Here is a 25,615-nt window from a genome sequence, read left to right as displayed (position 1 = left end):
GGCGGTAGACGGCCCGGTCCAGGAGGCCGTCGATGGTGAGGGTCAGTTGCTCGATGTAGATTGCCGATCCGGGCTCGTACAGGGAGTGGAACAGCATTCCCTGCTGGGTGGGCGTCAACGGGTAGAGATCGACGACCTGCGAATCCATGGCCGTTACGGCATCGATCTGCTGGGCGGTGAGGCCCGCCAGGGCGAAGGGCGCCCCGGCGTCTTCCGCCTGAGCCTCGGCCGGCTCGACCACCTCGGCCACCGCCGCAAGGTCAGCGATGGTCTGCCGTTCGAAGATCTGCCTCGGTGTGATCACGATCCCGGCTGACCTGCACCTGGCGACAAGCTGGATCGTGACGATCGAATCGCCGCCCAGTTCGAAGAAGTTGTCGCCGATGCCGACCCGGTCCAGGCCGAGCACCTGAGCCCACAGCTCCGCCAGCGTCTCCTCCGTCGCGGTTCGCGGCGCCCTGAAGGTGGCTTCCAGGGCCGGGCGGCTCCCGTCGGGATCCGGCAGCGCACGCCGGTTGACCTTGCCGCTGGACGTGAGCTGGAGTTCGTCGAGAACGACGTAGACAGCGGGCCGCATGTGGGCTGGCAGACTCAGTGCCACATGCTCGCGCAGCGCCGGCACCAGGCGGCGGGTACGGTCATCGCGCAGCCGCGCCCCCAGCGGCCGGTTGGTGAACCCGCTTTCGTGCACCGGAGGCGGGGACGGGAACATCGCCGGCTGCCCGTTGGTGACGGTGAGAACTGCGTCGAAGGCGCCGTCGGGGTGGGCGGAGGCCCAGCTCAGTTCGGCGTGGTAGCCGTATCGGGCGGCGAGGGCGAGCAACTCGTCAGGTGAGATGGCGGAACGGTCTGCCGCCCCGGCGTCGGTGAGCCGGGACCAGGCGGCCGCGAGCGCGTCCAGCCGGCGGTTGGGAACGGCGCGCAGTCCGATGCTCGGTGGTCGGTCCTCGCGCAGCAGCCGGGAAATCCCGTCCGCGCCGGGCCAGTCGTGCCAGGACGGAACGGGGGAGAGGCGGGTTCCGGAATCGGCGTGAACGACGACGTCGTACCGGAACAGAACCATCTCGTTCGCAGACCGCCCCAGCTTGGGCATCACCTGAACATGGCTGCCGGGGCGTAGCTGCTGGGAGAGCCGGGCGAACAGGCGTGGGTCCACCACCAGCTCGTTGTCACGCTGGCACTGCCGTCGCACGATGGCCGGGAGGTCCCCTCGTGCGGCGATCGAGCCCTGCTTCGCCAGCTCCGCCCATAGATGCTGCATGGCGTGCAGGGGCAGGCTCCGTACGTCACCGATGAACAGATGTCCGTCGGGTGTCAACAGGCGCGTTGCCACCTCGAGGGTTCGGCGCAGGTAGTCCCCGCTGGGGAAGTACTGCACGACAGAGTTGAGGATGACGAGGTCGAACGTGCGGGGCGCGAGCGTGCCGATGTCGAGCGCCTCGCATTCGAAAACCTCCACGTGGGACCAGCCGCGGCGACGGATCTCGGTCGACAGCCGGGCAAGCTGTGACGGTGCGATGTCGGTGCCGACGTAGCTCTCGCAGTCGGGTGCCAGTCGCCAGAGGAGAAGACCGGTACCGCAGCCGATCTCGAGGACGCGGCTGGGAGCAAGCGCGCGAACCCGGGCGACTGTCGTGTCTACCCACTCGTGCATCTGGTCAGCCGGTATCGGCTCGCCGTCCGCGCTGCTGACCCAGCCGCTGATGTCGAACGTGGGATCGTCGGTCGTCGGCTCGACCAGGTCCTCCCAGACGGACCGCCACTGGTGAACCTGTTCCCGAGCGATCTCCTCCGGCTCCGTGTCGTCGGAGGACTCGTCGGAGGGCAGGACGTAGGCCACGAGACGTGCCTGACCCCGACGATCCGGCCGAGCGATGACGACGGCGCGGTTGACGTCGGGGTGGGTGGTGAGGGCGGTCTCGATCTCGGCGGGTTCGATGCGGTAGCCGCGGATCTTGATCTGGGTGTCGGCACGACCCACGTAGTACAACTGGCCGTCATGCCAGTAACCGCGGTCGCCGCTGCGGTAAAGCCGTGACCCGTCGCCGGCATGGGGGTCGGGGATGAACCGGTGCGCGGTCGCGTCCGGCCGGTCCAGGTAGCCGCGGGCGACACCGCCGCCGCCGACGTACAGGTCCCCGACCACCCCCGCCGGCACGGGTTGCAGGCACTCATCGAGCAGGCGGATGCGGACGCCGGGCAGTGGCCGCCCGATCGGCGACCCACCCCGACCTGTGCCACCACCGGGGGCGGTGGTGATGGTCGTGTGGGTGACGTGGACGGTGGTTTCGGTGATCCCGTACATGTTGACCACCGCCGGGGCACCGTCGGCACCGACCCAGTCCGGCAACGAACCCGGGTCGAGGGCTTCCCCGCCGAAGATCACCCAGCGCAGATCCGGGAGTAGCTGCGGCAGCGCCTCGGCCGCGTCGAGCATGCCGAACGCCGACGGCGTCTGACACCACACCTGAACGTGTTGCTCAGCCAGCACGGCCAGCAACTGATCCGGCGACCGAACCACAGTCCGGGGCAGGAGGACAACTCGCCCGCCGGTGGCCAGGGCGGCCCACAGTTCCCAGACGGAAAAGTCGAAGGCGAGCGAGTGCGAGCAGGCCCAGATCAGCTCGGCGGGCAGCATCTCCCCGGCGACCCGGAGTAGCCAGTCCACGCACTCCCAGGGCACCCCGACGGGTCGTGGCGCTCCGGTCGACCCCGACGTGTAGATCACATAGGCCAGCCCGGCCCGGTCCACCGACACCGGCCGCCGAGCATCCTCTGACCGGGGCCACTGCTGCGGATCGTCGACCACCACCATCGGCACACCCCAGCCGGTGGCCCGGCCGGCATGTTCGCCCGTGGTGACCGCGACCTGGACCTCAGCGTCGCCCGCGATCCAGCCGAGTCGTTGGTCGGGGAACTCCTCGTCCAACGGCACACACACCCCGCCGGCCCACCACACGGCCAGCATCGCCACCACCACATCGACACTGCGGCCGGCCAGAACTGCGACCCGGGCCTCCGGCCCCACCCCCAACCCGCGCAGACACCCCGCCAACACCGCCACCCGATCGCCGACCTCGCCGAACGTTAGCTCCGCACCGGACCCATCAACGACCGCCACCCGACCAGGAGCCGCCGCAATCCAGTCCGACAACAACCCGACCAGCCCGACTTCCGAACCCTCCACGACCCGGGCGAGGGGGGCCTCTCCCCAAGCCATCGCCCGCTCGACAGCGGCATCCGGTGCGATCGGAAGCAAACCGAACGGCACGTCGGCATCGGCCACGGCCGCGTCCAGAATGGCCAGCAGGCCGTCCACCAAGCCCTCGACCGAAGCACGGTCAAACAGTTCTGTTGAGTACTCGACCTCGCCGCCGAAGGTCCCGTTCTCCTCCGTCATCGCCAATCGAAGGTCAACCAGGGACGTCGTGCGCGGTGCCGGGAACGGGCTGATCGAGAGCTCGGCTGACCGGCGCGACCAGGTGGGCATGTCGTCCCAGTTCGCGCCGCAGGCCGGTAGCTCGCCCGGGGCGTTGTGGAAGGTGAACATCACCTGGAAGAGCGGATGACGGTGCGGTTCGCGCTGCGGACGGAGCTCGTCGACCACGCGCTCGAACGGCACGTCCTGGTGTGCGAACGCAGCCAGCGCGGTGGCACGTACGCGGAGGAGAAGTTCGAGGAACGTGGGATTGCGGGAGAGGTCGGAACGCAATGCCAGCGTGTTGACGAAGAAGCCGATCAGCGGTTCGAGGTCGGCCTGGGTCCGCCCCGCGACCGGTGTGCCCACAACGACATCCGTCTGACCGCTGAGGCGCGACAACACGACCTGGAAGGCGGCCAGTAACGCGATGAACGGCGTGACCCCCGCCCGCCGGCAGAGATCGCGCAGCGCGGCCGAGGTGGTCTCCGACAGTTCGACGCTCACGGTGTCGCCGGCAGCGCTGCGGTGCTCGGATCGTGGGCGGTCGGTGGGCAACTCCAGTACGGGCGGGTCCACCAACTGAGCGCGCCAGTACGCGAGCTGTGACTCCAGGACATCTCCTTGCAGCCACTCACGTTGCCATGACGCGTAGTCGGCGTACTGGACGGGGAGTTCCGGCAGGGATGCGGGGGTGCCCGTGGCGAACGCCGCGTAGAGCACCTCGAGCTCCCTGGTGAGGACGCCGCCGGACCATTCGTCGAACACGATGTGGTGCACGACGATGGCGAGGACGTGATCTCGACTGGACATCTGGATCAGCGTCGCGCGGAACGGTTGGCCCTCGCTGAGGCGGAACGGTTGCCTTGCGGCTGCGGCGATGGCCTGTCGGGCCTTATCGAGCTGCTCCGCGGTGGTTCCCCCGCCGACCGTCACGGTGTCGATCGTGACCGGATGCGCCGGGCCGACGACTTGTGACAGCTCGCCGTCGATGGTGCGGAAGGACGTCCGCAGCGTTTCGTGACGCGACACCAGCGCATCGAGGGCCTTGTTCAACGCGATGGCGTCCAGATCGCCTCGCAAGCGGAGGCTCGCAACCACGTTGTACGCGGTGTTGTCCGGATCGAGATCCTGCAGGAACCACAGCCGTTGCTGGGCGAATGAAACCGGGAACGACAGCGCCTGGCCGTCCAGGAACGAGGTGTCGGGCTGAGACGCCGGGCTGTTCTGACCCGTGGCAGCCGCCGGCCGTCCGGTGGGGCGGGCGGCGTCGCTCACGGAAACTCCTTGTTGGGCTTACCGGACGGGTGAGCTCTCCTGCGTCGACACCCCGCTACCGTCGAGATAGGCGGCGGCCTGCAGGCTGAACAGGTCGGCGTACAGGCCATGCAGGCCCATGAGCGCATCGTGGGTGCCGTGCTCCACGATCTCCCCGTCGCGGAGCACATAGATCCTGTCGGCGGCGCGCACACTCGAGAAGCGGTGGGAGATCAGCAGGACGGACCGTCCCTTGCACAGCACGCGGATGCTGTTGAAGAGCTCCGCTTCGGCACGCGCGTCCAGGGATGCGGTGGGCTCGTCGAGGATGATGAACGGCGCATCGCGGAAGAACGCTCGAGCGAGTGCGACGCGCTGCCATTGGCCGATCGACAGTTCGGTTCCACCGTCGAACTCGGGGCCGAGCAGCGTGTCGTAGCCCTTCGGTAGCCGGGCGAGGAAGTCGTGCGCCCTCGCATGCCGCGCGGCCTGCTCGATGCGATGCTGGTCCGCGAGGTCCTGAGGCCGTCCGAGGCCGATGTTCTCGCCCGCCGAAAGCGAGTAGTGCAGAAAATCCTGGAAGATGACGGCGATGGAGGCGCGCACGTCGTCGGGTTCCAGAGCCGCGCCGTCCTGGCCGTTCCAGAGGATGCGGCCGGACTCGGGCAGGTACAGCCGGCAGATCAGCTTTGCCAGCGTCGTCTTGCCCGACCCGTTTTCGCCCACCAGCGCGACGATCTCGCCCTCGTCGACATGCATCGACACCCCACGGACGGCTGGTACGGCGGCGCTGGGATAGGTGAACGTGACGTCCTCCAGGCGTGCACTGGCCGTCCGGCGGGCCGGCTCCTGGTGCGCCATCGGTTCACGGCCTTCCGGCCGAAGCTCGAGAAAGGACGTGTAGTCCGCCATGAACAGGGTCGTCTCGTACAGTTGGCCGGCGTGCAGGACGGTGAAGAGTATCCGCTCACCCAGGACGAGTACGGCAGCCGCCGCCGCGCCTGCTTGGGCGAGTTCCATCCGGTCGTCGAGAGCGAGAAACAACAGCACGCCCACCGTGAGCATCAAGCTGAGCGACATGGCGAGCGTGCCTTGTAGCGTGAACCCCAACCGCTTCCAGGCGGTCTTGCGTAACTCGCTGATGTGCTCGGCGTAGATGCGGTCGTAGCGATCACGTAGATAGCCGGCGAGACCGAATGCGCGAACCTCTTTCGCGGGCTCCTTGCCGGTCAGGAGGGTGAACAGGTATCCGCGTAGCCGCTGTGCCGGCGTGGTGCGCTTCTGGAAGCCGAAGAAGGCCTCGCCTGCACGCGCGGAGGCCAGGAGGAGAGGGACGGCCGCGGCGAGAACAAGGGGCAACAGCCACGGCCGCAACGCGAGGAGCGTCGCCGAGATCGCCGCCACGCCCATCATCGTGCCGATGATGCCGAGCAGGCCTTCGACGAGCTGGATGGGGCGCATCTGGCCGCCCATGGTCGCGCGCAGCAGGCGGTCGTGGAACGACGGGGTGTCGAAGGCGACGAGTTCCACGGTTGAGGACACTTCAATGATCTTCTGCTGGGCATGGCGGGCCGTGAGCGCCCCGATAATCTCCCGCAGCTCCCGACCGGCGGCGGAGACGAGCGTCAGCAGGATCGTGACCCCGGTCAAGGCCGCAAGTCTTGGCGCGACGGTGGCGAAGGCGCCGTCGTCGCGGTCGGCGGCCAACACCTTCGCGACCACATCGCCGCCGATCAGCAGAACGAGAACGAGCCCGACGCCGTTGAGCGCTTTGAAGACGACGGACAGATAGAACTCGCGCGGTGCGGCTACATGAACAAGACGGATGGCGTCCCGGCACAGGCGGGGAAACTGGCGCAGCGAGCGGGGAGTACGCGAGGCCGCGTCTGTGAGGTCGTGGCACGTCGGGGGAGCGGCCGCTGGCTGTTCCCCGTCGGTCGTGACGTCGACGCCGTTCGGCTTTGCCGGTGCCCGATCGGCGGCGCGTCCACCATCACCATTCACCTCTGGCATCCTCCCCCCACCCCCCTCGGCCCGTCTAGAGGTATCAGGATTTCCTGTGAGATCGGGGTCGATGTGAGCAGCTCCGAATCGAGGTTGGTGGTGGCGCTGTCCGCTCCGTTGGACAATCATGGGCGACAAATCCCGGGAGAGGGCGATGCCAGCAGCGGTGGTGAACGGCGTGCATCTCGAATACGAGGTGCGAGGCGACGGCGAGCCGGTCCTGCTCATCATGGGTACCGGTGCCCGGGCGAGGGTGTGGCAGGTGTTCCAGGTGCCGGCGCTGGTGGCGGCCGGCTACCGGGTGGTGACCTTCGACAACCGTGGTACGCCACCTTCGGCGACGCCTGCCGGTCCGTATACCGTCGAACAGCTCGTCGGTGACACGATCGGGCTGATCGAGTTCCTGGATCTCGCTCCGTGCCGTATCGCCGCCGTCTCCTTGGGCGCCGTGGTGGCCCAGGAACTCGGCGTGGCCCGGCCCGACCTCGTTCGAGGACTGGCACTCATGGGAACCCGAGGCCGCAACGACGCGGCGCGCACCGCGCTGAACGAGGCCGAGCGACTCCTTACCGAGGCCGGCGTCGAACTCCCGAACGACTACGCGGCCGTCGTACGCGCCTTCCAGATGCTCTCACCGCAGACGCTGAACGACGACCGGCAGGCGTCCTTGTGGATCGACACGTTCCGGCGATTCCCGGCGGAACAGTCGAGCGCCGCGGCGTACCTACCGCTGGAAGACCTCACCGATCGGCTGGACGTGCTCCGCAAGATCCGTGTGCCGACACTTGTCCTGAGTTTCGCCGACGACCTGATCACGCCCCCGGCCCTCGGGCGGGAGGTGGCCGACGTCATCGCCGGCAGCGAGTACGTGGAGATTGCCGGCTGCGGACACCTCGGTTACCTCGAACGTCCCGAAGCCGTGAACGGAACGTTGATCGGATTCTTCAACCGGCTGTAGCCGGACCGGTCATCGCTTTCTCGCGACGTCGGCCCAGTCTCTACGACCTTGTTCCGCGAGCTGCCTGAGGTCACCGACCTCGCCGTCGATGTCGCCCATACCCTCGCGCCAGGCCGTCAGGTGCTGTTCCTCGCAGAAGAGATGGGCAAACGGGCAGAACTCGTCGATGACCCGACCACCGGTTCGGCACGGAAGCCAGCCGACGACGGCCTCGTGGCCGATCGGCTCCCCCTTGCGGATGTCCACCTCGATCGGCTTGTCGCAGTGGCCGCAGCTTGTGTTGATCGTCGCGTCGGCCGCGAGCGCGGCGGTGATGCCGACGAGGTCGTACGCGCACCAGGTGTGGAGCTCGTGACCGTTCATCGTCAGCGTGTTCCGCGTAGGTCGTACCGTGAGGCCACGCATGCCGACGACTCTGTCGTCCTCCACCACGGCATACCCACGCTCGACGAGCTTGTCGAGCGCGCCGGCGACCTGACCGGCCGGACCGCGTGTCGTTGCGGTGACCTCGCCGACCGGCGGCGGAGTTCCGTCAAGAAGGCGGGCGAAGGCGTTTCGGCTGACCCGCTCCGCGAGGCGTCGACGACGCGCGGCCGGCTTCGCCTCGTGTATCAGCGTCTTGATCGACAAACGCATGAGCGGCCCCCGTCCCACGCCAGCGCCCCCGGGCTGATGTCAAACACGATGGCAGATATCGACCGGTACCGGTAGACCACGGCGGGACATCGAAATGATTCACGGGCTTCCATCCGTGTGGAGGCCGAGCTACCGTCAAGAACGACGGGGTGATGCTCGGGGCGTGGGTGGCGTCCGGCGAGCGCTGTGGTCGGTGGTTCGACGAGAACTGCGAGTCCGACCGATCGGAGAATCCCGTGTCACCACAGATCAGTCGTCGGCGTCTGTTCCTCACGTCGGTCACCGCGGCAGCCGCGACGGTGTTCGCGACGGATCGTCCGGCGGCCGCGTCGCCCGGCCATGCCGGCTCCGCGAGCTCTCGGCACCCGGAGCTTCCCGAGGTACCGGGGATGCTCGGTGACCGGTGGGCCAACGAGTTCTGGTACCAGTTCGACGACACCATGTTCTTCAACCGCTCGCAGGAACTCGACGACGCGTACACCGCGATCATCGAGTATCTCGGTGGTGATCTGGAGCGGCCCTTCCGCGAGAAGTGGCTCGAGTTGAGCAAGCTGCCTGAGTATCCGCAGAACTTCATATCGTTCGTCACACCGCTTCGACAGCAGTTGACTGTGCTCTCGCGGGCCCAGTTGCGCGTCTTCGACGCCTTCTACCAGCGGCGAGATCCACGACTGGTGGCGGCATTCTCCGATTTCGGGCAGGGCGTGCTGTTCGATCCTCGACGCGCGGACATCGCTTCAGAGGTGCACACGATGGACTACCCGGAGGCCTACCACCTCTGGCACGTTTACCTGCGGGCGATGATGTTCCTCGGCATCGACCGTCGACGGTGGGCAGAGATCGCGCCTCTCAACGGGTTCAGCTGGGCGGTGTTCGCGGTCGCCAAGCCCAACCAGCACGTCGTGAGCCCGCCACTACCGCGACAGACGGTGATACGCCTCGCCCTGCAATGGCTGCCTCGCAGTGCGGATCGGCTTGACAGGGACTTCCAGTCGGTACCGTATCCGCAGGGTATTGGCTGACACTACGACGCGCCTTTGTCGCTGGTGGCCGGTCCGTTGCCGAGCCCGCTCAGGTACGCGGCGACGTCATGTTGGTGACCGTGTTGCGCCCAGCCCAGCGGGGTGGAGTTGAATTCGGTGTCCCGGATGGTCGGGTCGGCGCCGAGTTCGATGAGGACTCTGGCGAGGTCGAGGTGACCGTCGTGGGCGGCGGTGTGCAGTGGGGTGACGCGCCGTCGGGTGTTGACGTCGAAGCCGACCGCAGTCATGAGTCGGACGGTGTCGGGCCGGTTGAGCTCCGCGGCCCGGATGATCAGTTCGGGGAGGGTGGCGATCACCCGTCGGGCGAGCGTGGGGTCTTCGCCGGTCAGCCGCTGGACGGTGTTGTGGTCGGCGCGCATGCAGGCGGCGACGAACGCCTCCATCGGGTTCAGCGGGACCGGTGCGGCTCCGGCTGCCGCGAGCAGGTCGGCGATCTCGGTGTTGCCGAGTAGGACCGCCAGTTCGTGGGCGGTCCGGTCGCCGATGGCGGGGTGCGGGAAGGTGCAGGTGGCGGTGATGTCGACGCCGTGGTGCAGCAGCAGCCGTACCCGTTCGGGCAGGTTCTGCTGGACGGCCCACAGCAGTTGGTCGGCCAGCATCTGCGCCGGTGTCGGATGGGCGGGGCCGAGCCGAGCATGCCAGGGGCCGCCGGAGCCGCGGCCCAGGCCGTGGGCGAACAGCAGTTCCAGGTGGTCGTTGTCGGGGTTGAACTGCCGGTTGTAGAGGGTCTGGCTGTCATTGGGGTCGGCGTCGGCGTCAAGCAGCATTCGGGCGAGCGTGTGGCTGTGCTGGTGGCGGGGTTGGTTGACGGCGTCCTCGCCTTCGCCGAACGCGCCGGTCAGCGCGGTGAACGGCGATGTCAGACCCTCCCACAGGTAGCCGGCGTTCGGGTCCGCGCCGTGGCCGAGCAGCAGCCGGGCGACGTCGACCGTGGAGTGGCCGGGTCGGGTGCTGTCCACCCGCGAGTAGGCCAGGTACAGCAGCGGCGGCCAGCGGTGTGGGCCGCCCTCCCGGTTGGCCAGCGACGCATCCGCGGCCAGCAGGATGCTGGCCGCCGCGGTGTCGCCGACCGCGGCGGCCGTGTAGATGCTGGCGGCGGCGAGTTCGGGGTGTGCGGTCAGCAGGTCGCGGGCCCGCTGGTGGCGGGTCAGGTCGTCACCGCCGTAGGTCAGGCAGGCGAGCCGGAGGAACTCGTCGGCGAGTTCGCTGGCGGTGGTGATCGGCCCGCCGATCGGCTGGTGGTGCGGCGAGCGGGTGTACCGGGTGACCGTGTCGATGTGCTCACGCAGCCGGGGCCAACTGGCGAAGCCGTACCGGCGGGCGACGACGAGCTGCGCGTCGGCCAGGGCGAACGCGGTCAGTGCGGCGGCGCCGTCCGGGATGTCGGTCAGTCGCGGGTGGAACTCCCGCACCAGGCCGGCGGCTTCGGCGTCGCCGGACCGCACCGTCTCCTGCAGGGTTTTGGCCTGGTGTTTGAGGTGTTCCAGGTTGGGGTTGTTGGGCAGATCGCGGGCCGGCATGACGGCCTCCTCTCGCTGATGCCTGGTATCCGCATGCGCAGGCCGAAAGGAGGTCGGGCGGCGGTGCCGTGGCGCGGTCGGGTGGGCTGAGCCCTTCGCGCGGATCGCGGGCGCCCCGGGGCGCCCGCGATCAGGATATCGCGATCGAGGCACCGGGCGACGACGTAACCTGTCGCAGGGCATGGACGCTTCACGTTCGTGCCGCTACTCGACCAGGCGGGCCAACGGCCCGTCACCCGGTACCACCGACCGGTTCGACGCCGCGTGCTTCCCGGAGTTGTCGTAGCCGCCGTCCCAATTGCCGCTGGAGGACAGTCACATGTCGCCATCGCTGTGAGCGCGGTCGGACGATGTGCCGGCCCACGCCGTAGCAGCCTTCGGCTGCCCAGATCCGCTCCGGGTGGCGTCGGCCCAGGCCAGCATCGCCCGGTAGCCGTCCCTGTCGGTGCCGAATCGGCCACCCGCCAGAATGGTCTCCTGATCGTCGATGATCTCGATCGTCGCTGGACCGCTTGTGCGGATCCATCCCGATGACAACTCGTCCCACGCAACGCCTCCTCGCTGTGACCGAACCGGGTTCAGCGGGAGGGCAACGCTACTTCGAGCTGGGCAGTCCCCTGGAGCCACTCCACGCCGCGGTGACCGGCTGTGCGGCCAGAGACTGAGTCGTGGGGTACGTGTTCGGCTGCATACCAGTGTTTGCTGACAGCCTCGACCAATCGTGTGGACATGTGCGACGTTAGGGTTGGTGGACGGCCGACCCCGCAGAGCTACAAGCCGTCCATCGGTGGACAACGGTCGACGCGGCGGAGGGCAGCGATGACGCACCACGACGCCTCCGACCACTGCCAAGGCGAGGTCTCGATGGTCGACGATTGTGCGGGCGCCTCGCAGCAGCGGGCTCAGCGGATCGAGACAAATTCCGCGGAGCCGTTGTCTGGATCGGGGGCAGAAGGCGTCGAACCCGAACTGGACGACGACCTTCTGGTGAGCTTGGTCCCCACCAGTGGAGCAAATCAAATTGCTCATCGCGGCACAAATGGGCCGACGTTCGAAGAAGTCATGAAAGACCTACGACGTCGAAAAGGACTTTCGTATCGACAACTTGCCCGCGTTGTCCACTATTCCCATGGCTTTCTTTGGCAGTTGGAAACTGGCGCCAAGCAAGCCTCAGAATCGGTAGCGGCCGCAATTGACCGCGCGCTCGATGCCGACGGCAGGTTGGTTGAACTCGCTCGCCTCAGCCATTCATCTTTGAAAGAGAAGCGGCTGGCAAGACTAGACACGGTAATCGAAAGTGCGTCAGAGGACTTTGTCGGCATTCCCGTTGAGACGGAGCATGGCGTCGTGGCATACCTGGTCACGCGTCGCTCATCCCTCACCGGCTTGCCTTCAGCGCTGCCGGCTTTGATCGCCGGCCAGTCGCTGACGTTGCCTCCGGCGGCACGCGAAGACGGCGACATCGGTGTGGAGATTGCAAGCCCTGCGGGCGAGGTGCTGAACGAACGTCCTGTTGAGTGGAGTAGTTTCCTTACCGTCACGCGACTCCTCGCCAGCCAGCGGCAGGCCATCGCGCCAGAGGTTCTACTCAGCCTGGTCGAAGCCCATCGCGCCTGCCTTGCGCGACTTCTCAGTAAGGCGAATTCCGACCCTCTTCGTTTCGAAATAGCCCTCCTTCTGGGCGAGACCTCAATCGTCGCGAGCCGCCTGTGGAGCGCCAAAGGAAACCGCTCAATGGCCGTCGCAAGTTGCGCCTACGCGCGGCAACTGGCCGATCGCATGAACGCACCGATGTTGGGCGCTACCGCGCGAATCTTTGAGAGCAATCTGCATTCAGAGGCCGCCACCTTGATAGGAACCGACGGAAACGTGCTGTTGGGACTGCGAATGCTTGATGAGGCGGCATGCATGGAACAGCACCTCACCCCAGCGGCCAGAGCCAGGATCGCTGCTGAGCAAGCACAAACGTACGCGGTCCTGGGGCTGCGGGGAGAATGCGAACGAGCACTTGTTCGTGCACGAGACGCAGCCGAACGAATCGGGGAAAGTGATCGCCACGGATTGTTCAGCGACTGGAACCCATCTCGTTTACAGGTATACGAAGGTACATGTGCACTCTTCCTGGGCAACGCGGGGGAGGCAGCAGAGACGCTGACCCAGGCCGTACGTGAAGCCGAGTCCGACCCCGAAAACGTCAACGTGCGCCTGGCAGCGCAAGTCGATCTTGGTAGCGCGTACGCCGAGAGCGGCCACCTTGACCAAGGGTGCAGGGTCATTGGTGCAACGTACGCGCAGCTTCTCGAAAGGGGGAGCCGCCGAGGTATCCAGCGAGCACTATGCGCTAGACAACGACTTCGGCGATGGAACCAGGAAGATTGCGTCCGCGACCTTGACGCCCAGATTGAGTCCGCCACCGTAGGCCGCGACCGAGGTGAGCAATCAATCGATTAGTCGCGACGCAGCCGCGACGACCACATCGGGCTCCAGGGCACTGAGAATGACGTCCGGTTCTGATTGTGCCAGCTCTTCGCGGCTGGCCCGATGCGTAACCACGATCGCGTGAAACCCGGCCTGCCTCGCGCATGCGACATCATTCGGTGCATCGCCGATTACTACGACACGGCCCGGATCAAGCTGTTCGCCATGTCGTTCCGCGAAGCGGCGCGAGATCACGTTGGTCAACTCAAACCGGTCGCGAGCATCTGACCCGAATCCACCGATGCTAAGATCGATGTACTGGTTGAGCCCTGCCGCGTCGAGCTTGACAGTCGCGGCTTGCGCGAGGTTCCCGGTCAGGACCGTCTGAATGAACCCCTCGCGGTCAAGCGCCTCGATTGTGTCTCTGACGCCAGGATAAGCCGCCTGTTCCCGAGCAAGCTCTTCTCGACCCTCATCCATCACCTCGAGCAATACGTCGCCAAATCGGCTCACTTCCGCTTCCGCCTGCTGAAGGCGGACTCCGGACGCAACTGCAGTGTCGATGACGATGGACTCGTCGGTGTAGCCGTGAACACGCTGGGGAGGAAACACCACGGCGCTCTCCGGTAGCTGATAGGTGCGCGCGATCGCTCTGCGAAGCCATCGGAGGTCGGCGGGAATAAGGGTGCCATCCACGTCCCAAACGATTAAACCGCGGTAGCTCACCTTGAGATTGTTGCACACCTCAATGGCACCCGCGCCCGTCTGATCCTTGTCCGTGCACGTCTGCCGGTAGACGGAAACGTGTCAGCAAACGTTTCGTTAACGGTCAACTTCTTTCCTGGCTTCGTTGTCGCGCCATACGGTCGTGGCGTCCGATGGCGCGGGGGCCCTCGGAGTAGGAACGGCGATCGTCACCGTCTGCTGACGGCCGCCGGCACTATCTGGGTGTGGTGGCGGCCCGCGCGATGGGCCACAGACGGCCGCCGCGCCCGTCCCGGGCGGCGGCGCCGCACAGCCCCCGAATCGCCTGACCGTCGGCGCCGCCGCTCTCCATCCACATGGGTGTGGCGGTCGCATGTGCGAGTCGCGGCCGCTGCCCACACCGAACCGGCCACCGGTCGGTCGATGCGCCCTGCCCATCGAGTTCTTCCGGCGTCCAACCGCGCCTGCCGGACCCCACCAACCCCTTGACCGAGACGGAGTACTGATGACGACGGCCCCAGGCCAAACTGCCCCAGACCGGTATGCGCTCGACAACGCCCGCGAGGGTGCGGCGGGCATGCTCGACTGTCTGTCGGCGATTCTCGATCAGTCGACGATGGAGTTGCTGGCTCCACTGGTTCCGTTGCACGCGCGATGCCTGGAGTTGGGCGCCGGCAACGGAAGCATCGCCCGGTGGCTCGGTGACATCGTCGGGCGGAACGGGCGCGTGGTGGCCACCGACATCAAGCCCGAACTGGTGCGGGCCGATGTAATGAGCCATCCGCGGGTGGAGGTACTCCAACACGACCTGCGGAACCACCCGCTGCCCACCGGTCCCTTCGACGTGGTGCACGCCCGCCTGCTGTTCGCGCACCTCGGCGACCGCGACACCCTGCTACCCGTGGTGGCAGAGGTGCTGGCGCCCGGCGGGGTGCTGGTCATCGAGGAATGGGGCGGTGCGGGTCCGGGCCAGGTGTTGTCGTCGCCGTGGCCGGAGACGGCGGAGCTGTACCAGCGGTATCAGCAGGCGTTGATGGCCATGTTCGCCGCCGCGGGCAACGATCCGACCTGGTCGACCCGCGTCCACGAAGTGATGACCGCTGCGGGGCTCGGCGACGTACGCACCACCGTCCGGGCCCGGTCCTGGTCCGGGGGCACGGCCGGCTGCCAACTGCCGATTGAGGTGTCCGGACAGGTCCGCGAACGGCTCCTCGAACACAGCCTCGACCAGGAAGACCTGGACGTCCTCCGCGCCCAGCTGACCGACCCGCGGGTGGTGCTGCTGGGAAACCTCACCTGGTCGATCGTCGGCCACAAAAGCGCGGGCTGACCCCGGTGGTGCTTACCCGGCGCGCGATGCTGACCGGCGGCTCGCTGGCAATCGCGGGCCTGGTCGGTTGTGGCGAGGAGAAGGAGAAGGCGAACAGCGGCGCGGTCGACGACGTCACCTATGTGACCGGGTTCAACATCACCGGGCAGGACTCGTTCGTGTTCGCCGCGATCGAGCACGGCTGGTACCGCGACGCCGGCCTCACCGTGAAGGTGGTGCCCGGGGTCGGTACCCGCGGCAACCTGCAACGCCTGAAGGAGGGCAACGCCCAGTTCGCGGTCATCGACCTCACCGGTGGCCTGCTGGAGATCAACACCGGGACGTTCACCGACTTCCGGGTGTTCGCCGCGATCTACCAGTCGACCGTGTCCTGCATCGTCGCCCTGCCCGCGGCGAACATCCACGCCCCCGCCGATCTGGCCGGCAAGCGTATCGGCTACTCCGAAGGTGGGGTCAACAAGACCATCTTCCCCGCCTATGCCCAATTGGCCGGCCTCGACGAGTCGACCGTGCGGTGGGTGGCGCTGCCGCCGCCGTCGATCCGGGCGGCGCTGGTCGCCGGGCAGCTCGACGCCGCCACCGAAATCGTCGTCGGCCGGCCGGCGGTCGAGGCAGCGGCGAAGCAGAGGGTTACCATGCTGCCCTACTCCGACGTCGTACGGGATCTCTACGGCAACGCGCTGGGCGCCTCGACCGACCTCATCCGGAACAACCCGGGCCTGGTGCGCCGCTTCCGCGACGCCACCCTGCGTGGGCTGCGGTGGACGATCGACAATCCCGACGAGGCCGGCCGAATCATGGCCCGACACAACCCGACGTACAGGGCCGAGGTCGCCGCTGCCGAAGTCAGAGAAACTGTCACCTATGTACGGGGCAACGCTCCCCACGTAGGCCACCTCGACGAAGCCCGAACAAACCGTTGCATCGCCCTCATCCAAGGCATCGGCCTGATCAAACCCGGCCTCACCCCCGACCGCGTCGCCGCATTCGACCTGGCCCCGCAGACGTAGGCAGAGCCGCGGCCCACGATGAAGCCACACCTACGAAAGAGAGCCACGATGAAGGTCACGATGCTCCGCGAGGAGTTAGAACGCCTGGAACAACAGGGCAGAGGTGACTGCCGCCTGTACGTGTTTCCCACGAGGCAGCTTCAGGACGTCAGCCACCGCCCAGGGCACGGAACCATCGTGGGATTCGACGACGGCGACTTCCCCATTGAAGCGGTCGACGAGTCCTTCACCCAGCCCGAAGACGCCGAGATCATCTTTCTCGAGTTCGGCATGTCCGACCAGGAGACGGGCTGAGGAACTCGCGCAACGGAGCCCGGCGTTCGAGTTCCTTGCCGGGCTCCGGAGGCGGCCAAGGAGCTCGACTCCGACCATCACAGGCAACCGCCGGCGTATCAACGCTTGAGCGCGACCCCGCAGTAGCAGTCCACCGCCGGTGGGAGCGGATCTACCTCCGGCCGCCAATGCGTCAGCGGGACCACGCCGGGCTCCAGCAGGTCGAGTCCGAAGAAGAAGCCGGTGATCTGATCGAGGGTGCGGAGGTTGTACGGATGGCCCTGCTCGCTCGCGATCCGAACCGCATCGACGTTCTCCTGGCTGGTGCTCGTGCCATCGCACACGACGACATAGCTGCCGGCCGACAGCACGTCGACCAGCCGTTTGAGGATCGAGCGCGCTTCGTCGTAGTCGGCGACGTTGCCGAGTATGCCCAGCATCGTCAGCCCGATCGGTTTGCTGAAGTCCAGCGTGCGGGCGGCCTGTCGCAGGATCTTGTCGGGATCTTCGACGTCGGACTCGATGTAGTCGGTGGCACCCTCCGGGCTGCTGACGAGCAGCGCGCGGGCGTTCACCAGCACCAGCGGGTCGTTGTCGACGTAGACGATGCGGGACTTCGGCGCGATTCGCTGGGCAACTTCGTGCGTGTTGTTGGCGGTGGGCAGGCCGGTGCCGACGTCCAGGAACTGCTCGATGCCGGCCTCGGCGGCCAGGTAGGTGACCGCACGGACAAGGAACTTCCGCTGTTCGAGCGCGAGAGTCGCGATCTGGGGGTTTGCGTCGCGGACCTCGTCGCCTACCTTACGGTCGATCTCGAAGTTGTCCTTGCCGCCGAGAAGATAGTTCCACACCCGGGCACTACTCGGCTTGGTCGTGTCGACTGCGCTGTGGGTTGACGAATCGTCGGTCACGGCGATCGCCCCCTTTCCCGCCCTTGCGCTGAGGTCGGTGACGCGTCGGAGCCACTCCACCCAGTCGCGCGCTGCCTCCGTCGCCTCGTAGAGCACGACGTTGGGACTCCTCGTCTCCTTGGCGACGAACCCTTCCTGTTGAAGTCGGTTGAGGACCTCCGAGAGCACACCATCGGCGATGCGCTCACCCTCGTCGACGACCGTCTGGCTGAGATTGCGGCGCCGTTGAGGACCGTCCTTACAGAGGACCGTCAGAACCACAGGATCCCACCGACGCCTGAGCACGGGTAGCTTCTCGCGAAGTCCGTCCGAGTCCAGGCCGCTCACCCGCCAGCCCTCGCGGCGCCGTTGGCGCGACCTGGGCTGATACGACTGGCCCTCGGAATTGATTCGGATCGGTTCTGTTCGCCCGCCAGGATCAGCGCCACGTTGAAGTTCACCCCCGTGCTCGATCGGCCCTTACTTGATGTTGGGAGTTCGATGCGCCGGAAATGCCCACTGAAGCGGAGATCAGCGGGCAGTGTCAAGCGTGGCAGAGCGGTCTGGCGCCTGTTCGACATTCTCGTGCGGTCATATGCGCGTGCCGAACAGGCCGGCGCTCGCCTCGAGGTACGCACCAAGAGGTGCGCATGTGTGGATGCGCACCTGAGATGCGCAGGTTGCGCTAGGTACGGGGTGGAGGTCTTTAATCGGATTTGGCCATTCCCTGGGGAGGTGCGTGGTGCTGCGCAGGGCGGCAATACTGTCGATCATCACCGTCGCGCTTGTGTCCGGCGGGGCGTGCGGGTCCGGACAAGATTCGCCGCCGTCCCAGCCGGAATTGCCGTCGCTGCGTTCCTCATCCGCCAATACGAACAATACGGTCGAGCAGAGCGCACTTGCGGCGTACCGGGGGATGCAGCAGGCCTACATCACCGCTGGACGAACCACCGACCCGCAGTACGGCGAGTTGTCCCGCTACGCCGAAGGAGATGCGCTGAGCGTCCTGACGGCTGGGCTGGAGGCGAACAAGAAGCAGGGACTGATCATCAAGGGTGAGGTCGTGCTGAACCCTCAGGTCACCGAGCTGAGCCCGCCGAGCGCACCGGAAACGGCGAAGATCCGGGATTGCCTTGATACCTCCGGCGCCACGCGGGTCAAGGCATCCCCGGAGGGCTCACCGTTCGTCGACGCTCCGGGAGGCAGGCGGGTAGTCATCGCGACGGCGAAGAGGACGGGCGACGTCTGGAAGGTGATCAGTTTCGTCCCCATGGCGGTGGGCACATGCTGACTCGGCTGATTGCGTTCGCGGCCGCCACGGCGGCTGCCGTGCTGGTGTCCCCGGCCGAGATGGTGCGGGCGGATCCGTACACGCCGGTCCCGGTGTACTGCGACCAGAGCCCGACGCCCGGATGCACGGTGCGGGCGCGGACACCGGGCCAGGACAGGAACGTCGGCACCGCGGCCGGTGGTTCGCAGGACTGCCACGACGCGACCGGAGCGGTCGTGCCCTGCTACATCGAGGGACGCGGCTCCGTCGGATCGGACGGCTGCTACTACCAGCACGTCGACAACGGTCCGCCGCCGGCGGGTAGTGGTGGACCGGGCGGCTGGTACGTCCGCAGCTGTCACGAGGCCAGGAACTTCGGACCGCTGGGCATGCCGCTCGATGGCACGCTGGTGTGGCTGCCGAACGGAGCTGTGCCGATCAGTCCCGAAGTGCTTGCACGACAGGCGATCTCGCGGCTGAACCTGCCGACACCCGTGATCAGGATCAATCCGGCACCACCTGCCTCTCAGATCGTCTCGGTGCCGTCCTGGTTCTGGGTCGAGTCCGCGTCGTGGGGAGTCCGTTCGGCGACGGCATCGGTGCCAGGGCTTGCCGTGACCGCTACGGCTCGCGCCACCAAGCTGGTGTTCGACACGGGCGATCGAACCACGGTCACCTGCGACGGTCCCGGCACGCCGTGGCGAGCCGGAATGGACGCGACCGCAACCTCGCCGTGTGGCCACACCTACCAGCAGGCCGGGGTGTTCGCGCTGCGGGCCACGGTGACCTGGACGGTGACCTGGGCCGGTGGCGGTGTCACGGGCGCCGTTGCGCCGCTGACGACGACGGCGACTTTAGCCGTGCAGGTGATCGAGGCGCCGGCCCTCAACGGCAGCGTCGCGGGGTGAACGGGGTGTCGAGGGTCGGTACAGAGCGGCCGAACTCGTCCGACGGGCGGATCCGCCCCGTTGCGTCGCCCGCATTGGTGACCCGTCGTCGGATCAGCGTGCCGTGGGTGCTCGTCGGCGCCGTGCTGATCCTCGGGTTCGCGTTGGCCGGGACCGTTGTGGCGGACCGGATCGATCGGCGGGTACCGGTCCTCGCGGCCGCCCGTGCGATCAACGCAGGGCAGATCATCGGCGACGCGGATGTGACGGTGGTCCGGGTGGCCGCCGAGGCCCGCGTGGCGACGGTCCCGGCATCACACGTGTCGTCGGTGAAGGGCCGTGCCGCGGCGGTGCCGCTGGCGGCGGGAAGTCTGCTGGCCCCTGGGCAGATCGGAGAGCCTGCGTGGCCCCCGGCCGGGCAGGCGGTGATAGCGGTGGCGGTGAAGGCCGGCCACGCCCCGTCCAGCCTGGTCCGTGGCGCTCGGGTGTCAGTGCTGGTCGTCTCGGCGAACGCCGGGGCCGCGCCGGCGGGTGCAGTCGGTCAGGTGGTGCAGGCCGCAGGGGTGGTGGTGTCGATCGAGACGGCGGTGGACCAGTCGGGCCTGACGGTGGTGACGCTGCTGCTGGCCGAACCGGATGCGACTCGGGTCGCGTCGGCGGCCGGTGACGTGTCGTTGGTTCAGCTCGGCGGGGGTGGGTGAGCAGGGTGTTGGTGGCCGTCGCATCGGCGAAGGGATCGCATGGAGCGACCACGCTGGCGCTGGCATTGGCGGCACGGTGGACGCAGCCGGGGGCGGTGCTCGTCGAGTGCGACGCCGACGGCGGTGATCTGGCCTACCGCTTCGGGCACCACCCGGATCCCGGTCTGTCGAGCCTGGCTGCCGCTTGCCGGGCCGGCGCCGTGGACGAGCCGCTCACGCGGCATGTGCAGCGGCTGGGGTTGGGCGTGGACGTGGTGTTGGCCCCGCCGGGCGACGCGGCGGCGGCATCGGTACAGACGCTGGCATACGCCGCCGGTGGGGTCCTGGCACGGGCAGGCACGGTCCTGACGGTGGTGGCCGACGTCGGCCGACTGACCCGCGGCGGACCCGGTCTGCAGTTGGCCGCGACAGCGGATCATGTGTTGCTCGTGGTCGCGCCCGAGTTGGCGGAGTTGGCCCAGGTCGGCGCCCGGCTGGGCTGGCTGCGTGAAGCGCTGCGCGGCCGGCTGTGGCTGGTTCGGGTGGGGTCGGGCCGGTACTCGGCTGTGGAGATGGCCCGTGATCTGGGCGTCGACGTGGCCGGTGAGGTTCCGCACGACCGGTCGGGTGCTGGGGTGTTGTCCGGCCGGTTGGTGGGCCGTGGGTGGTGGCGGCAGCAGCTGCCCCGGGCCGCGGCCGGGATCGCACACACGCTGAGCGGCAAGCCGACCGGCAACGTCGCCATGGCCGGTGGTTGGCGGGTCCGTGACGGTGCGCTGGAGGTGAACCGTTGACGACGCCAATGCCCGGAAACGGCGGCGCCCAGCCGTATCAGGACCTCGTCACGCGGGTCCGCAGCCAGGTTGTTGCTGAACTGGCCTCCGCTGGCCAAACCGTGATCGGCGCGGCCCGGCAGCAACTGGTCCGTGACCTGATCCGGGCGGCACTTGATGCACACGCCCGTGAGTGCCTGAGCGACGGACGGATGCCGCTGGACCCGCCCGTGGAGGCCCACGTCGCCCGGACGGTTCTTGACGCACTCACCGGCCTGGGCGGCCTGCAGCCGTTGCTGGACAACACGGAGATCGAGAACATCAACATCAAGGGCGCCGACGGCGTGATCGTCCGCTACGCCGACGGTCGTCGGGAACGGCTGCCCCCGGTGGTCGGGTCGCAGGACGAGCTCGTCGACCTGGTCCGCACGATCGCCGCTCGCTCCGGTGCGGAGGAGCGCCGGTTCGACCGCGGCGTACCGCGGTTGAGTGTGCAGTTGCCGGACGGGTCGCGGCTGTTCGCGTTGATGGCGGTGACCGAGCGGGTGTGCGTCTCGATCCGCCGGCACCGGTTCCTGAAGGTGTCTCTTGACGACCTGGTCGGAATGGCCACACTTACGACCGACCTACGGGACCTGTTTACCGCCATGGTGCTCGCGGGGAAGAACATCGTCGTCTCGGGTGGCACCGGCCGCGGCAAGACCACGTTCGTGCGGGCCCTGGCCCAGGCCATCCCGGCGTGGGAGCGGCTGATCACAGTTGAGGACGCATACGAGCTGGCGCTCGACCGCGACCCGTCCCGCGTCGACGTCGAGGCGTTGCAGGCCCGCGAGGCCAACATCGAGGGCGTCGGCGCCATCGGCCTGGACGAGCTGGTCCGCGACGCGCTGCGCATGTCACCGGACCGGGTCATCGTCGGCGAGGTCCGCGGCAAGGAGTCGCTCGCGATGTGCATGGCCATGTCGCAGGGCAACGACGGCTCGCTGGCCACCGTGCACGCATCGAGCTCCCGACAGGCGCTGTCGCGGCTGGCCGCCTACGCCATGCTCGCCCCGGAAGGTCTGTCGTTCGAGGCGGCCAACCTGCTCATCGCCGGCGCGGTCCATTTCGTCATCCACCTCGACCAGACCACCGACGGCCACCGGGTCGTCTCCTCCGTCCGCGAAATCCACCACGCCGACGCCGGAGAGATCGTCTCCAACGAGCTCTTCCGGCCGGGACCGGACCGCCGCGCCACGGCGGCGGCGCCGATGCGCACCGACACCATGGACCAACTCGCCGCGGCCGGGTTCAACCCGGACCAGGCCCTGGGGTGGTGAGCATCGAATGCGGGCACTGTTCGCTCTGCTCGGAGCCGGGTTCGGCGCCGCCGTTCTGATGCTGGCCGCCGGCCTACGGCCACAACCCCGTCCAGACGCTCGGTTCCGCCGCGTCCGGGGCAGGGTGTCTGCCGTCCGGGTCGCCGGTGTGCTGACCGCCGCCGCAGTGGTCGGCGCGGCGACCCGCTGGCCGGTCGGGGCGGTACTGGCCGGCGTCGCCGCGTGGAATCTACCGAAGGTGCTAGGCCCCGACCGGGCCCACCGCCGTGCCCTGGACCGCGTGGAAGCGATCGCGGCGTGGGCCGAGGACCTGTCCGGCACACTGCGGTCCGCGGCCGGCATCGAACAGACCCTCATCAAGACCGCCGAATCCGCCCCGGTCGAGATCCGCCCGCAATTGGAGGCGCTGTCGGCGTCCTTGAGGGCGGGCACGCGCCTGGCGCCGGCGCTGCGGGCTCTCGCCGCCGATCTGGAGGATCCCACCGCTGACATGGTCGTCAACGTGCTGCTGCTGGCGGCCCAGTACGAGGCGCGGGACATCGCCACCGGCTTGTCCGGAGTCGGCCGCCAGGCCCGGCGCAAGGCCTCGGCGCGGATGCGCATCGCCACCGGCCGGGTCCGCATCCGCACCGCCACCCGCATCGTCATCACGGTCATCCTGGCCACGGTCGGGCTGTTGCTCGTCTTCGCCGACGACATCGTCGTCCCGTACAGCACCGCTGTGGGTCAACTGATCCTGGCCGTGCTCGGCGTCGCGTTCGGCGGGGCGCTGGCATGGATGGTGCGGACCAGTCGGGTCCCGGACCTGCCGCGGATCCTCACCAACCCGGACGAGGCCGCACCGTGATCGGCTCGCTGGTCTTCGTCGGCGCCGGCATCGGCCTCGGCGTCACGCTGGTCGCGTACGGACTGCGCCCGGCGCGCCCGCGGCTGGCCACCGCCCTCGAAACGCTTCGTCGCCCTCCGCCGGTACCGGTGCCGCGAGGCGAGCGGGTCCTGAACGCGCTCGCCCGACCGTTGTACCGGCTCGGCCTGCACCGCGACAACGTCGCGCAGGATCTGGCCATCCTCGACCGCGATCCCACCCGGTACCTGACCAGCCTGCTCGGCGTGACCGCACTCGGCCTGCTCGCACCGGGCGCCACGGTCGCGGGACTGAACCTGATGGGCGCCCGCATCGGATGGACCGTGCCGCTGTGGCTGGGCCTGGTCTTGGCAGTCGGCGGGTTCCTGGTGACCTCCGTGTCGCTGCATGAGGAGGCCGAGGAAAGGCGGCTGCACATGCGCCACACGCTGGCTGCGCTGCTCGACATCGTCCCCTCGGCCCTGGCCGCCGGTGCCGGGGTGGAGCAGGCATTCACCGATGCCGCGGGCATCGCCTCGGGCTGGGCCGCCGGACGGATCCGGCACGCCCTCACCGTCGCCCAGGTGACACGGGTTCCGCTGTGGCAACCGCTGAAGGAACTCGGGGAGACCACCGGCGTGGTGCAGCTGCAACAGCTCGCCGGCACGCTGCAACTCGCATCGGGGGAGGGCAGCCGCATCCGCGAGGCCCTCATCGACCGCGGCGACGCCCTGTCCGAACGGCTCACCGCGGAGATGGAGGCGCGCGCCGAATCCGCGACGGAACGCATGAGCATCCCTTTGATGGTCCTGACCAGCATCTTTCTGCTGTTCCTGGTCTACCCGACCATGGCCGCGCTCCAACCCTGACTCGACAACGGAGGAACCGAATCATGGACCTGGCCTCACTTGTCGCCACGCTGCGGGAGCGGTTACGGCTGCTCCGTCGCGAACCCGAACGCGGCAGCCACGTCACCGAGTACGCCATCGGCATCGGCGCCAGCGCTGCCGTCGTCCTCGCCCTCTACGCGGCGTTCCGGACCGGCCTGGCGGGCATCGTCTCGCGATGGTTCTTCGGGTGAGCCGCGAACGCGCCGGTAGTCGCGGTGAGCGCGGGTCGGCGACGGTGGAGTTCGCCTTGGGTGCGCCGATCCTGGTGCTGCTGCTGACCTTCGCTGTGCAGGTCGGCCTGTGGGCGCTGGGTGACCTGGCGGCTCGGCAAGCGGCCAACCACGCCCTACAGGCCAGCCGCGTGGTCGGCGGCACCGAGGCGGCCGGCTACCAGGACGCCGTCGCGCTGCTGGAGCAGCTCGGCGGCCAGTTCGTCGTCGAGCCGACCATCACCGTAACCCGCGCCGCCGCCACGACCACCGTGACCATCCGCGGCCACGCCCGTGCCATCATCCCCGGCGTCCAACCCGCCATCACCGTAACGGTGCAGGCCCCCACCGAACGAGCCGGATCATGACGATCCACATAGGACAGACGATGCGGTGTGGACCCTACCTGCGTCGCAGCAGACCAGTGTCCATCGTGGACGACGACGGCGGCGTCGCCGTGGAGGTCGCCCTGTCGGTGCCGTTCGGAGTCATGCTGGTCTTCCTCGTCGTCGCGGCGTTCAACCTCGGCCGCACCACCATCGACGTCAACTCCGCTGCCGCCGCCGGCGCCCGAGCCGCCTCCCTGTCACGCACCGCCGCCGGCGCCGCCGTCGCAGCCCAGGATGCGGCCACGGCGAACGTGTCCAACCGATGCACGAACGTGTCGGTCACGGTGGACACCAACGATTTTCGCCGTGGCGGCAGCGTCACCGTCGCCGTGACCTGCCGGGTCGCCACCCAGGGTCTGACCGGACTCAGCCTGCCCGGGAGCGTCACGACCGAAGCCCGGTCGACCAGCCCGATTGACGTGTACCGGAGCGTCACGCCATGACCGGTTCTCGGCCACGCTGTTGGCAGCCGCTGCTACGCCGCCTTCGTCGCGACGACGGAATGGCCACCGTCTGGATGCTGTACACCGGGCTGATCGTCGTCGTCCTCGCCGGCGTGGTGCTCGGCGGCGGAGTCGTCTTCGGCGCCCGCACCCACGGCTACGACCTCGCCCAGCAAGCAGCCCGCGCCGGTGCACAGGAGATCGACCTGGCCGCCTACCGCACCAACGGCACCCTGCGGCTCGATCCGGCGCGGGCGGCCGCCGCGGCCAACCGGTTCCTGGCCGCCGCGGGCGCGACCGGCACCGTCGCGGTCACCGCCGCGCAGATCACGGTCACCGCCACCAGCCAGCAGGACACCCCGATGCTGGCTGGGTTCGGCCACCCCACAGTGTCGGTCACCGCCACGGCGTCGGCCACCCCGGTCGCTGGTCCGCCGCCATGATGAGCG

23 protein-coding genes and 1 pseudogene are annotated in these 25,615 nt (G+C 68.1%); 17 read left to right on the top strand and 7 right to left on the bottom strand.

Going from position 1 to position 25,615, the window contains the following annotated elements; genetic code table 11:
- Positions 1 to 4,696, bottom strand: a 4,696-nt coding sequence (locus tag Vau01_RS59460) for a non-ribosomal peptide synthetase (protein ID WP_204012896.1), incomplete at its 3' end; no start/stop codon positions are given.
- A gap of 18 nt (positions 4,697 to 4,714) precedes the next feature.
- Positions 4,715 to 6,679: an ABC transporter ATP-binding protein gene (locus Vau01_RS59455; RefSeq protein ID WP_204012894.1), complete on the bottom strand. Its 1,965-nt coding sequence runs from the start codon at positions 6,677 to 6,679 to the stop codon at positions 4,715 to 4,717.
- A gap of 154 nt (positions 6,680 to 6,833) precedes the next feature.
- On the opposite strand from Vau01_RS59455, the gene Vau01_RS59450 reads away from it, so the two are divergent.
- Positions 6,834 to 7,637 carry an alpha/beta fold hydrolase gene (locus Vau01_RS59450; RefSeq protein WP_204012892.1) on the top strand — a complete coding sequence of 268 codons (804 nt, stop codon included), beginning with the start codon at positions 6,834 to 6,836 and terminating at the stop codon, positions 7,635 to 7,637.
- 9 nt (positions 7,638 to 7,646) lie between these two features.
- On the opposite strand, the gene merB is transcribed toward Vau01_RS59450, so the two are convergent.
- Positions 7,647 to 8,069 (bottom strand): organomercurial lyase, encoded by a 423-nt coding sequence (gene merB / locus Vau01_RS59445; RefSeq protein WP_204012890.1) that lies wholly within the window; start codon positions 8,067 to 8,069, stop codon positions 7,647 to 7,649.
- Between the two features lie 440 nt (positions 8,070 to 8,509).
- On the opposite strand from merB, the gene Vau01_RS59440 reads away from it, so the two are divergent.
- Positions 8,510 to 9,295 carry a hypothetical protein gene (locus Vau01_RS59440; RefSeq protein ID WP_204012888.1) on the top strand — a complete coding sequence of 262 codons (786 nt, stop codon included), beginning with the start codon at positions 8,510 to 8,512 and terminating at the stop codon, positions 9,293 to 9,295.
- A 2-nt stretch (positions 9,296 to 9,297) separates the two neighbouring features.
- Here the strand turns inward: Vau01_RS59440 and Vau01_RS59435 are convergent, their stop codons facing one another.
- Positions 9,298 to 10,836, bottom strand: coding sequence for an ankyrin repeat domain-containing protein (locus tag Vau01_RS59435; RefSeq protein ID WP_204012886.1), 1,539 nt, complete (start codon positions 10,834 to 10,836; stop codon positions 9,298 to 9,300).
- Between the two features lie 819 nt (positions 10,837 to 11,655).
- On the opposite strand from Vau01_RS59435, the gene Vau01_RS59430 reads away from it, so the two are divergent.
- Complete coding sequence (locus Vau01_RS59430) at positions 11,656 to 13,287, top strand: helix-turn-helix domain-containing protein (protein ID WP_204012883.1); 1,632 nt, start codon at positions 11,656 to 11,658, stop codon at positions 13,285 to 13,287.
- Here Vau01_RS59430 and Vau01_RS59425 read toward each other — a convergent pair.
- Positions 13,276 to 13,980, bottom strand: coding sequence for an HAD family hydrolase (locus Vau01_RS59425; RefSeq protein WP_204012880.1), 705 nt, complete (start codon positions 13,978 to 13,980; stop codon positions 13,276 to 13,278). The genes Vau01_RS59430 and Vau01_RS59425 overlap by 12 nt on opposite strands.
- A gap of 484 nt (positions 13,981 to 14,464) precedes the next feature.
- Here Vau01_RS59425 and Vau01_RS59420 point away from each other — a divergent pair, with 484 nt between their 5' ends.
- From Vau01_RS59420 to Vau01_RS59410, 3 genes are read left to right on the top strand one after another with little or no spacing between them, the layout of a single operon-like run.
- Positions 14,465 to 15,289, top strand: a complete 825-nt coding sequence (locus tag Vau01_RS59420) for a class I SAM-dependent methyltransferase (RefSeq protein ID WP_204012877.1) — start codon at positions 14,465 to 14,467, stop codon at positions 15,287 to 15,289.
- Positions 15,290 to 15,294: 5 nt separating this feature from the next.
- Positions 15,295 to 16,299, top strand: coding sequence for an ABC transporter substrate-binding protein (locus Vau01_RS59415; protein WP_204012874.1), 1,005 nt, complete (start codon positions 15,295 to 15,297; stop codon positions 16,297 to 16,299).
- A gap of 48 nt (positions 16,300 to 16,347) precedes the next feature.
- Positions 16,348 to 16,593 carry a hypothetical protein gene (locus Vau01_RS59410; RefSeq protein ID WP_204012864.1) on the top strand — a complete coding sequence of 82 codons (246 nt, stop codon included), beginning with the start codon at positions 16,348 to 16,350 and terminating at the stop codon, positions 16,591 to 16,593.
- A 98-nt stretch (positions 16,594 to 16,691) separates the two neighbouring features.
- On the opposite strand, the gene Vau01_RS59405 is transcribed toward Vau01_RS59410, so the two are convergent.
- Together Vau01_RS59405 and Vau01_RS65120 are read right to left on the bottom strand one after the other, a co-directional pair.
- On the bottom strand, positions 16,692 to 17,489 hold the full coding sequence (locus tag Vau01_RS59405) for an SAM-dependent methyltransferase (RefSeq protein ID WP_308440541.1): 798 nt from the start codon (positions 17,487 to 17,489) through the stop codon (positions 16,692 to 16,694).
- Between the two features lie 36 nt (positions 17,490 to 17,525).
- Positions 17,526 to 17,768 (bottom strand): annotated as a pseudogene (locus Vau01_RS65120) (winged helix-turn-helix transcriptional regulator); the annotation flags it as partial.
- A 433-nt stretch (positions 17,769 to 18,201) separates the two neighbouring features.
- Here Vau01_RS65120 and Vau01_RS59400 point away from each other — a divergent pair.
- From Vau01_RS59400 to Vau01_RS59350, 11 genes are all read left to right on the top strand, one after another.
- Positions 18,202 to 18,753 (top strand): hypothetical protein, encoded by a 552-nt coding sequence (locus Vau01_RS59400; protein ID WP_239152992.1) that lies wholly within the window; start codon positions 18,202 to 18,204, stop codon positions 18,751 to 18,753.
- A complete protein-coding gene (locus tag Vau01_RS59395; protein WP_204012859.1) occupies positions 18,747 to 19,640 on the top strand; it encodes a hypothetical protein in 894 nt (297 codons plus the stop codon). Before Vau01_RS59400 ends, Vau01_RS59395 begins: the two co-directional genes overlap by 7 nt.
- A 77-nt stretch (positions 19,641 to 19,717) precedes the next feature.
- Positions 19,718 to 20,320 (top strand): SAF domain-containing protein, encoded by a 603-nt coding sequence (locus Vau01_RS59390; protein WP_239152990.1) that lies wholly within the window; start codon positions 19,718 to 19,720, stop codon positions 20,318 to 20,320.
- Complete coding sequence (locus Vau01_RS59385) at positions 20,317 to 21,093, top strand: CpaE/TadZ family protein (protein ID WP_204012858.1); 777 nt, start codon at positions 20,317 to 20,319, stop codon at positions 21,091 to 21,093. Before Vau01_RS59390 ends, Vau01_RS59385 begins: the two co-directional genes overlap by 4 nt.
- Positions 21,090 to 22,391 (top strand): TadA family conjugal transfer-associated ATPase, encoded by a 1,302-nt coding sequence (locus tag Vau01_RS59380; protein WP_204012856.1) that lies wholly within the window; start codon positions 21,090 to 21,092, stop codon positions 22,389 to 22,391. The genes Vau01_RS59385 and Vau01_RS59380 overlap by 4 nt, the downstream gene beginning before the upstream one ends.
- A gap of 7 nt (positions 22,392 to 22,398) precedes the next feature.
- The gene (locus Vau01_RS59375; protein ID WP_204012854.1) at positions 22,399 to 23,238 is read left to right on the top strand and encodes a type II secretion system F family protein; all 840 of its coding nucleotides are present in this window, start codon (positions 22,399 to 22,401) and stop codon (positions 23,236 to 23,238) included.
- On the top strand, positions 23,235 to 24,104 hold the full coding sequence (locus Vau01_RS59370) for a type II secretion system F family protein (RefSeq protein ID WP_204012852.1): 870 nt from the start codon (positions 23,235 to 23,237) through the stop codon (positions 24,102 to 24,104). The genes Vau01_RS59375 and Vau01_RS59370 overlap by 4 nt, the downstream gene beginning before the upstream one ends.
- A gap of 23 nt (positions 24,105 to 24,127) precedes the next feature.
- Complete coding sequence (locus Vau01_RS59365) at positions 24,128 to 24,316, top strand: hypothetical protein (protein ID WP_204012840.1); 189 nt, start codon at positions 24,128 to 24,130, stop codon at positions 24,314 to 24,316.
- Positions 24,301 to 24,702 (top strand): TadE family protein, encoded by a 402-nt coding sequence (locus Vau01_RS59360; RefSeq protein ID WP_204012837.1) that lies wholly within the window; start codon positions 24,301 to 24,303, stop codon positions 24,700 to 24,702. The genes Vau01_RS59365 and Vau01_RS59360 overlap by 16 nt, the downstream gene beginning before the upstream one ends.
- Positions 24,703 to 24,758: 56 nt before the next feature.
- Positions 24,759 to 25,166, top strand: coding sequence for a hypothetical protein (locus Vau01_RS59355; RefSeq protein WP_204012833.1), 408 nt, complete (start codon positions 24,759 to 24,761; stop codon positions 25,164 to 25,166).
- Positions 25,163 to 25,609: a hypothetical protein gene (locus Vau01_RS59350; RefSeq protein WP_204012830.1), complete on the top strand. Its 447-nt coding sequence runs from the start codon at positions 25,163 to 25,165 to the stop codon at positions 25,607 to 25,609. The genes Vau01_RS59355 and Vau01_RS59350 overlap by 4 nt, the downstream gene beginning before the upstream one ends.
- Positions 25,610 to 25,615: the final 6 nt, after the last annotated feature.

This window comes from Virgisporangium aurantiacum, from assembly GCF_016863635.1.
GTDB lineage: Bacteria > Actinomycetota > Actinomycetes > Mycobacteriales > Micromonosporaceae > Virgisporangium > Virgisporangium aurantiacum.
The sequence above is the reverse complement of the archived record's forward strand: the minus strand, read 5'-3'. Positions and strand labels throughout refer to the sequence as shown.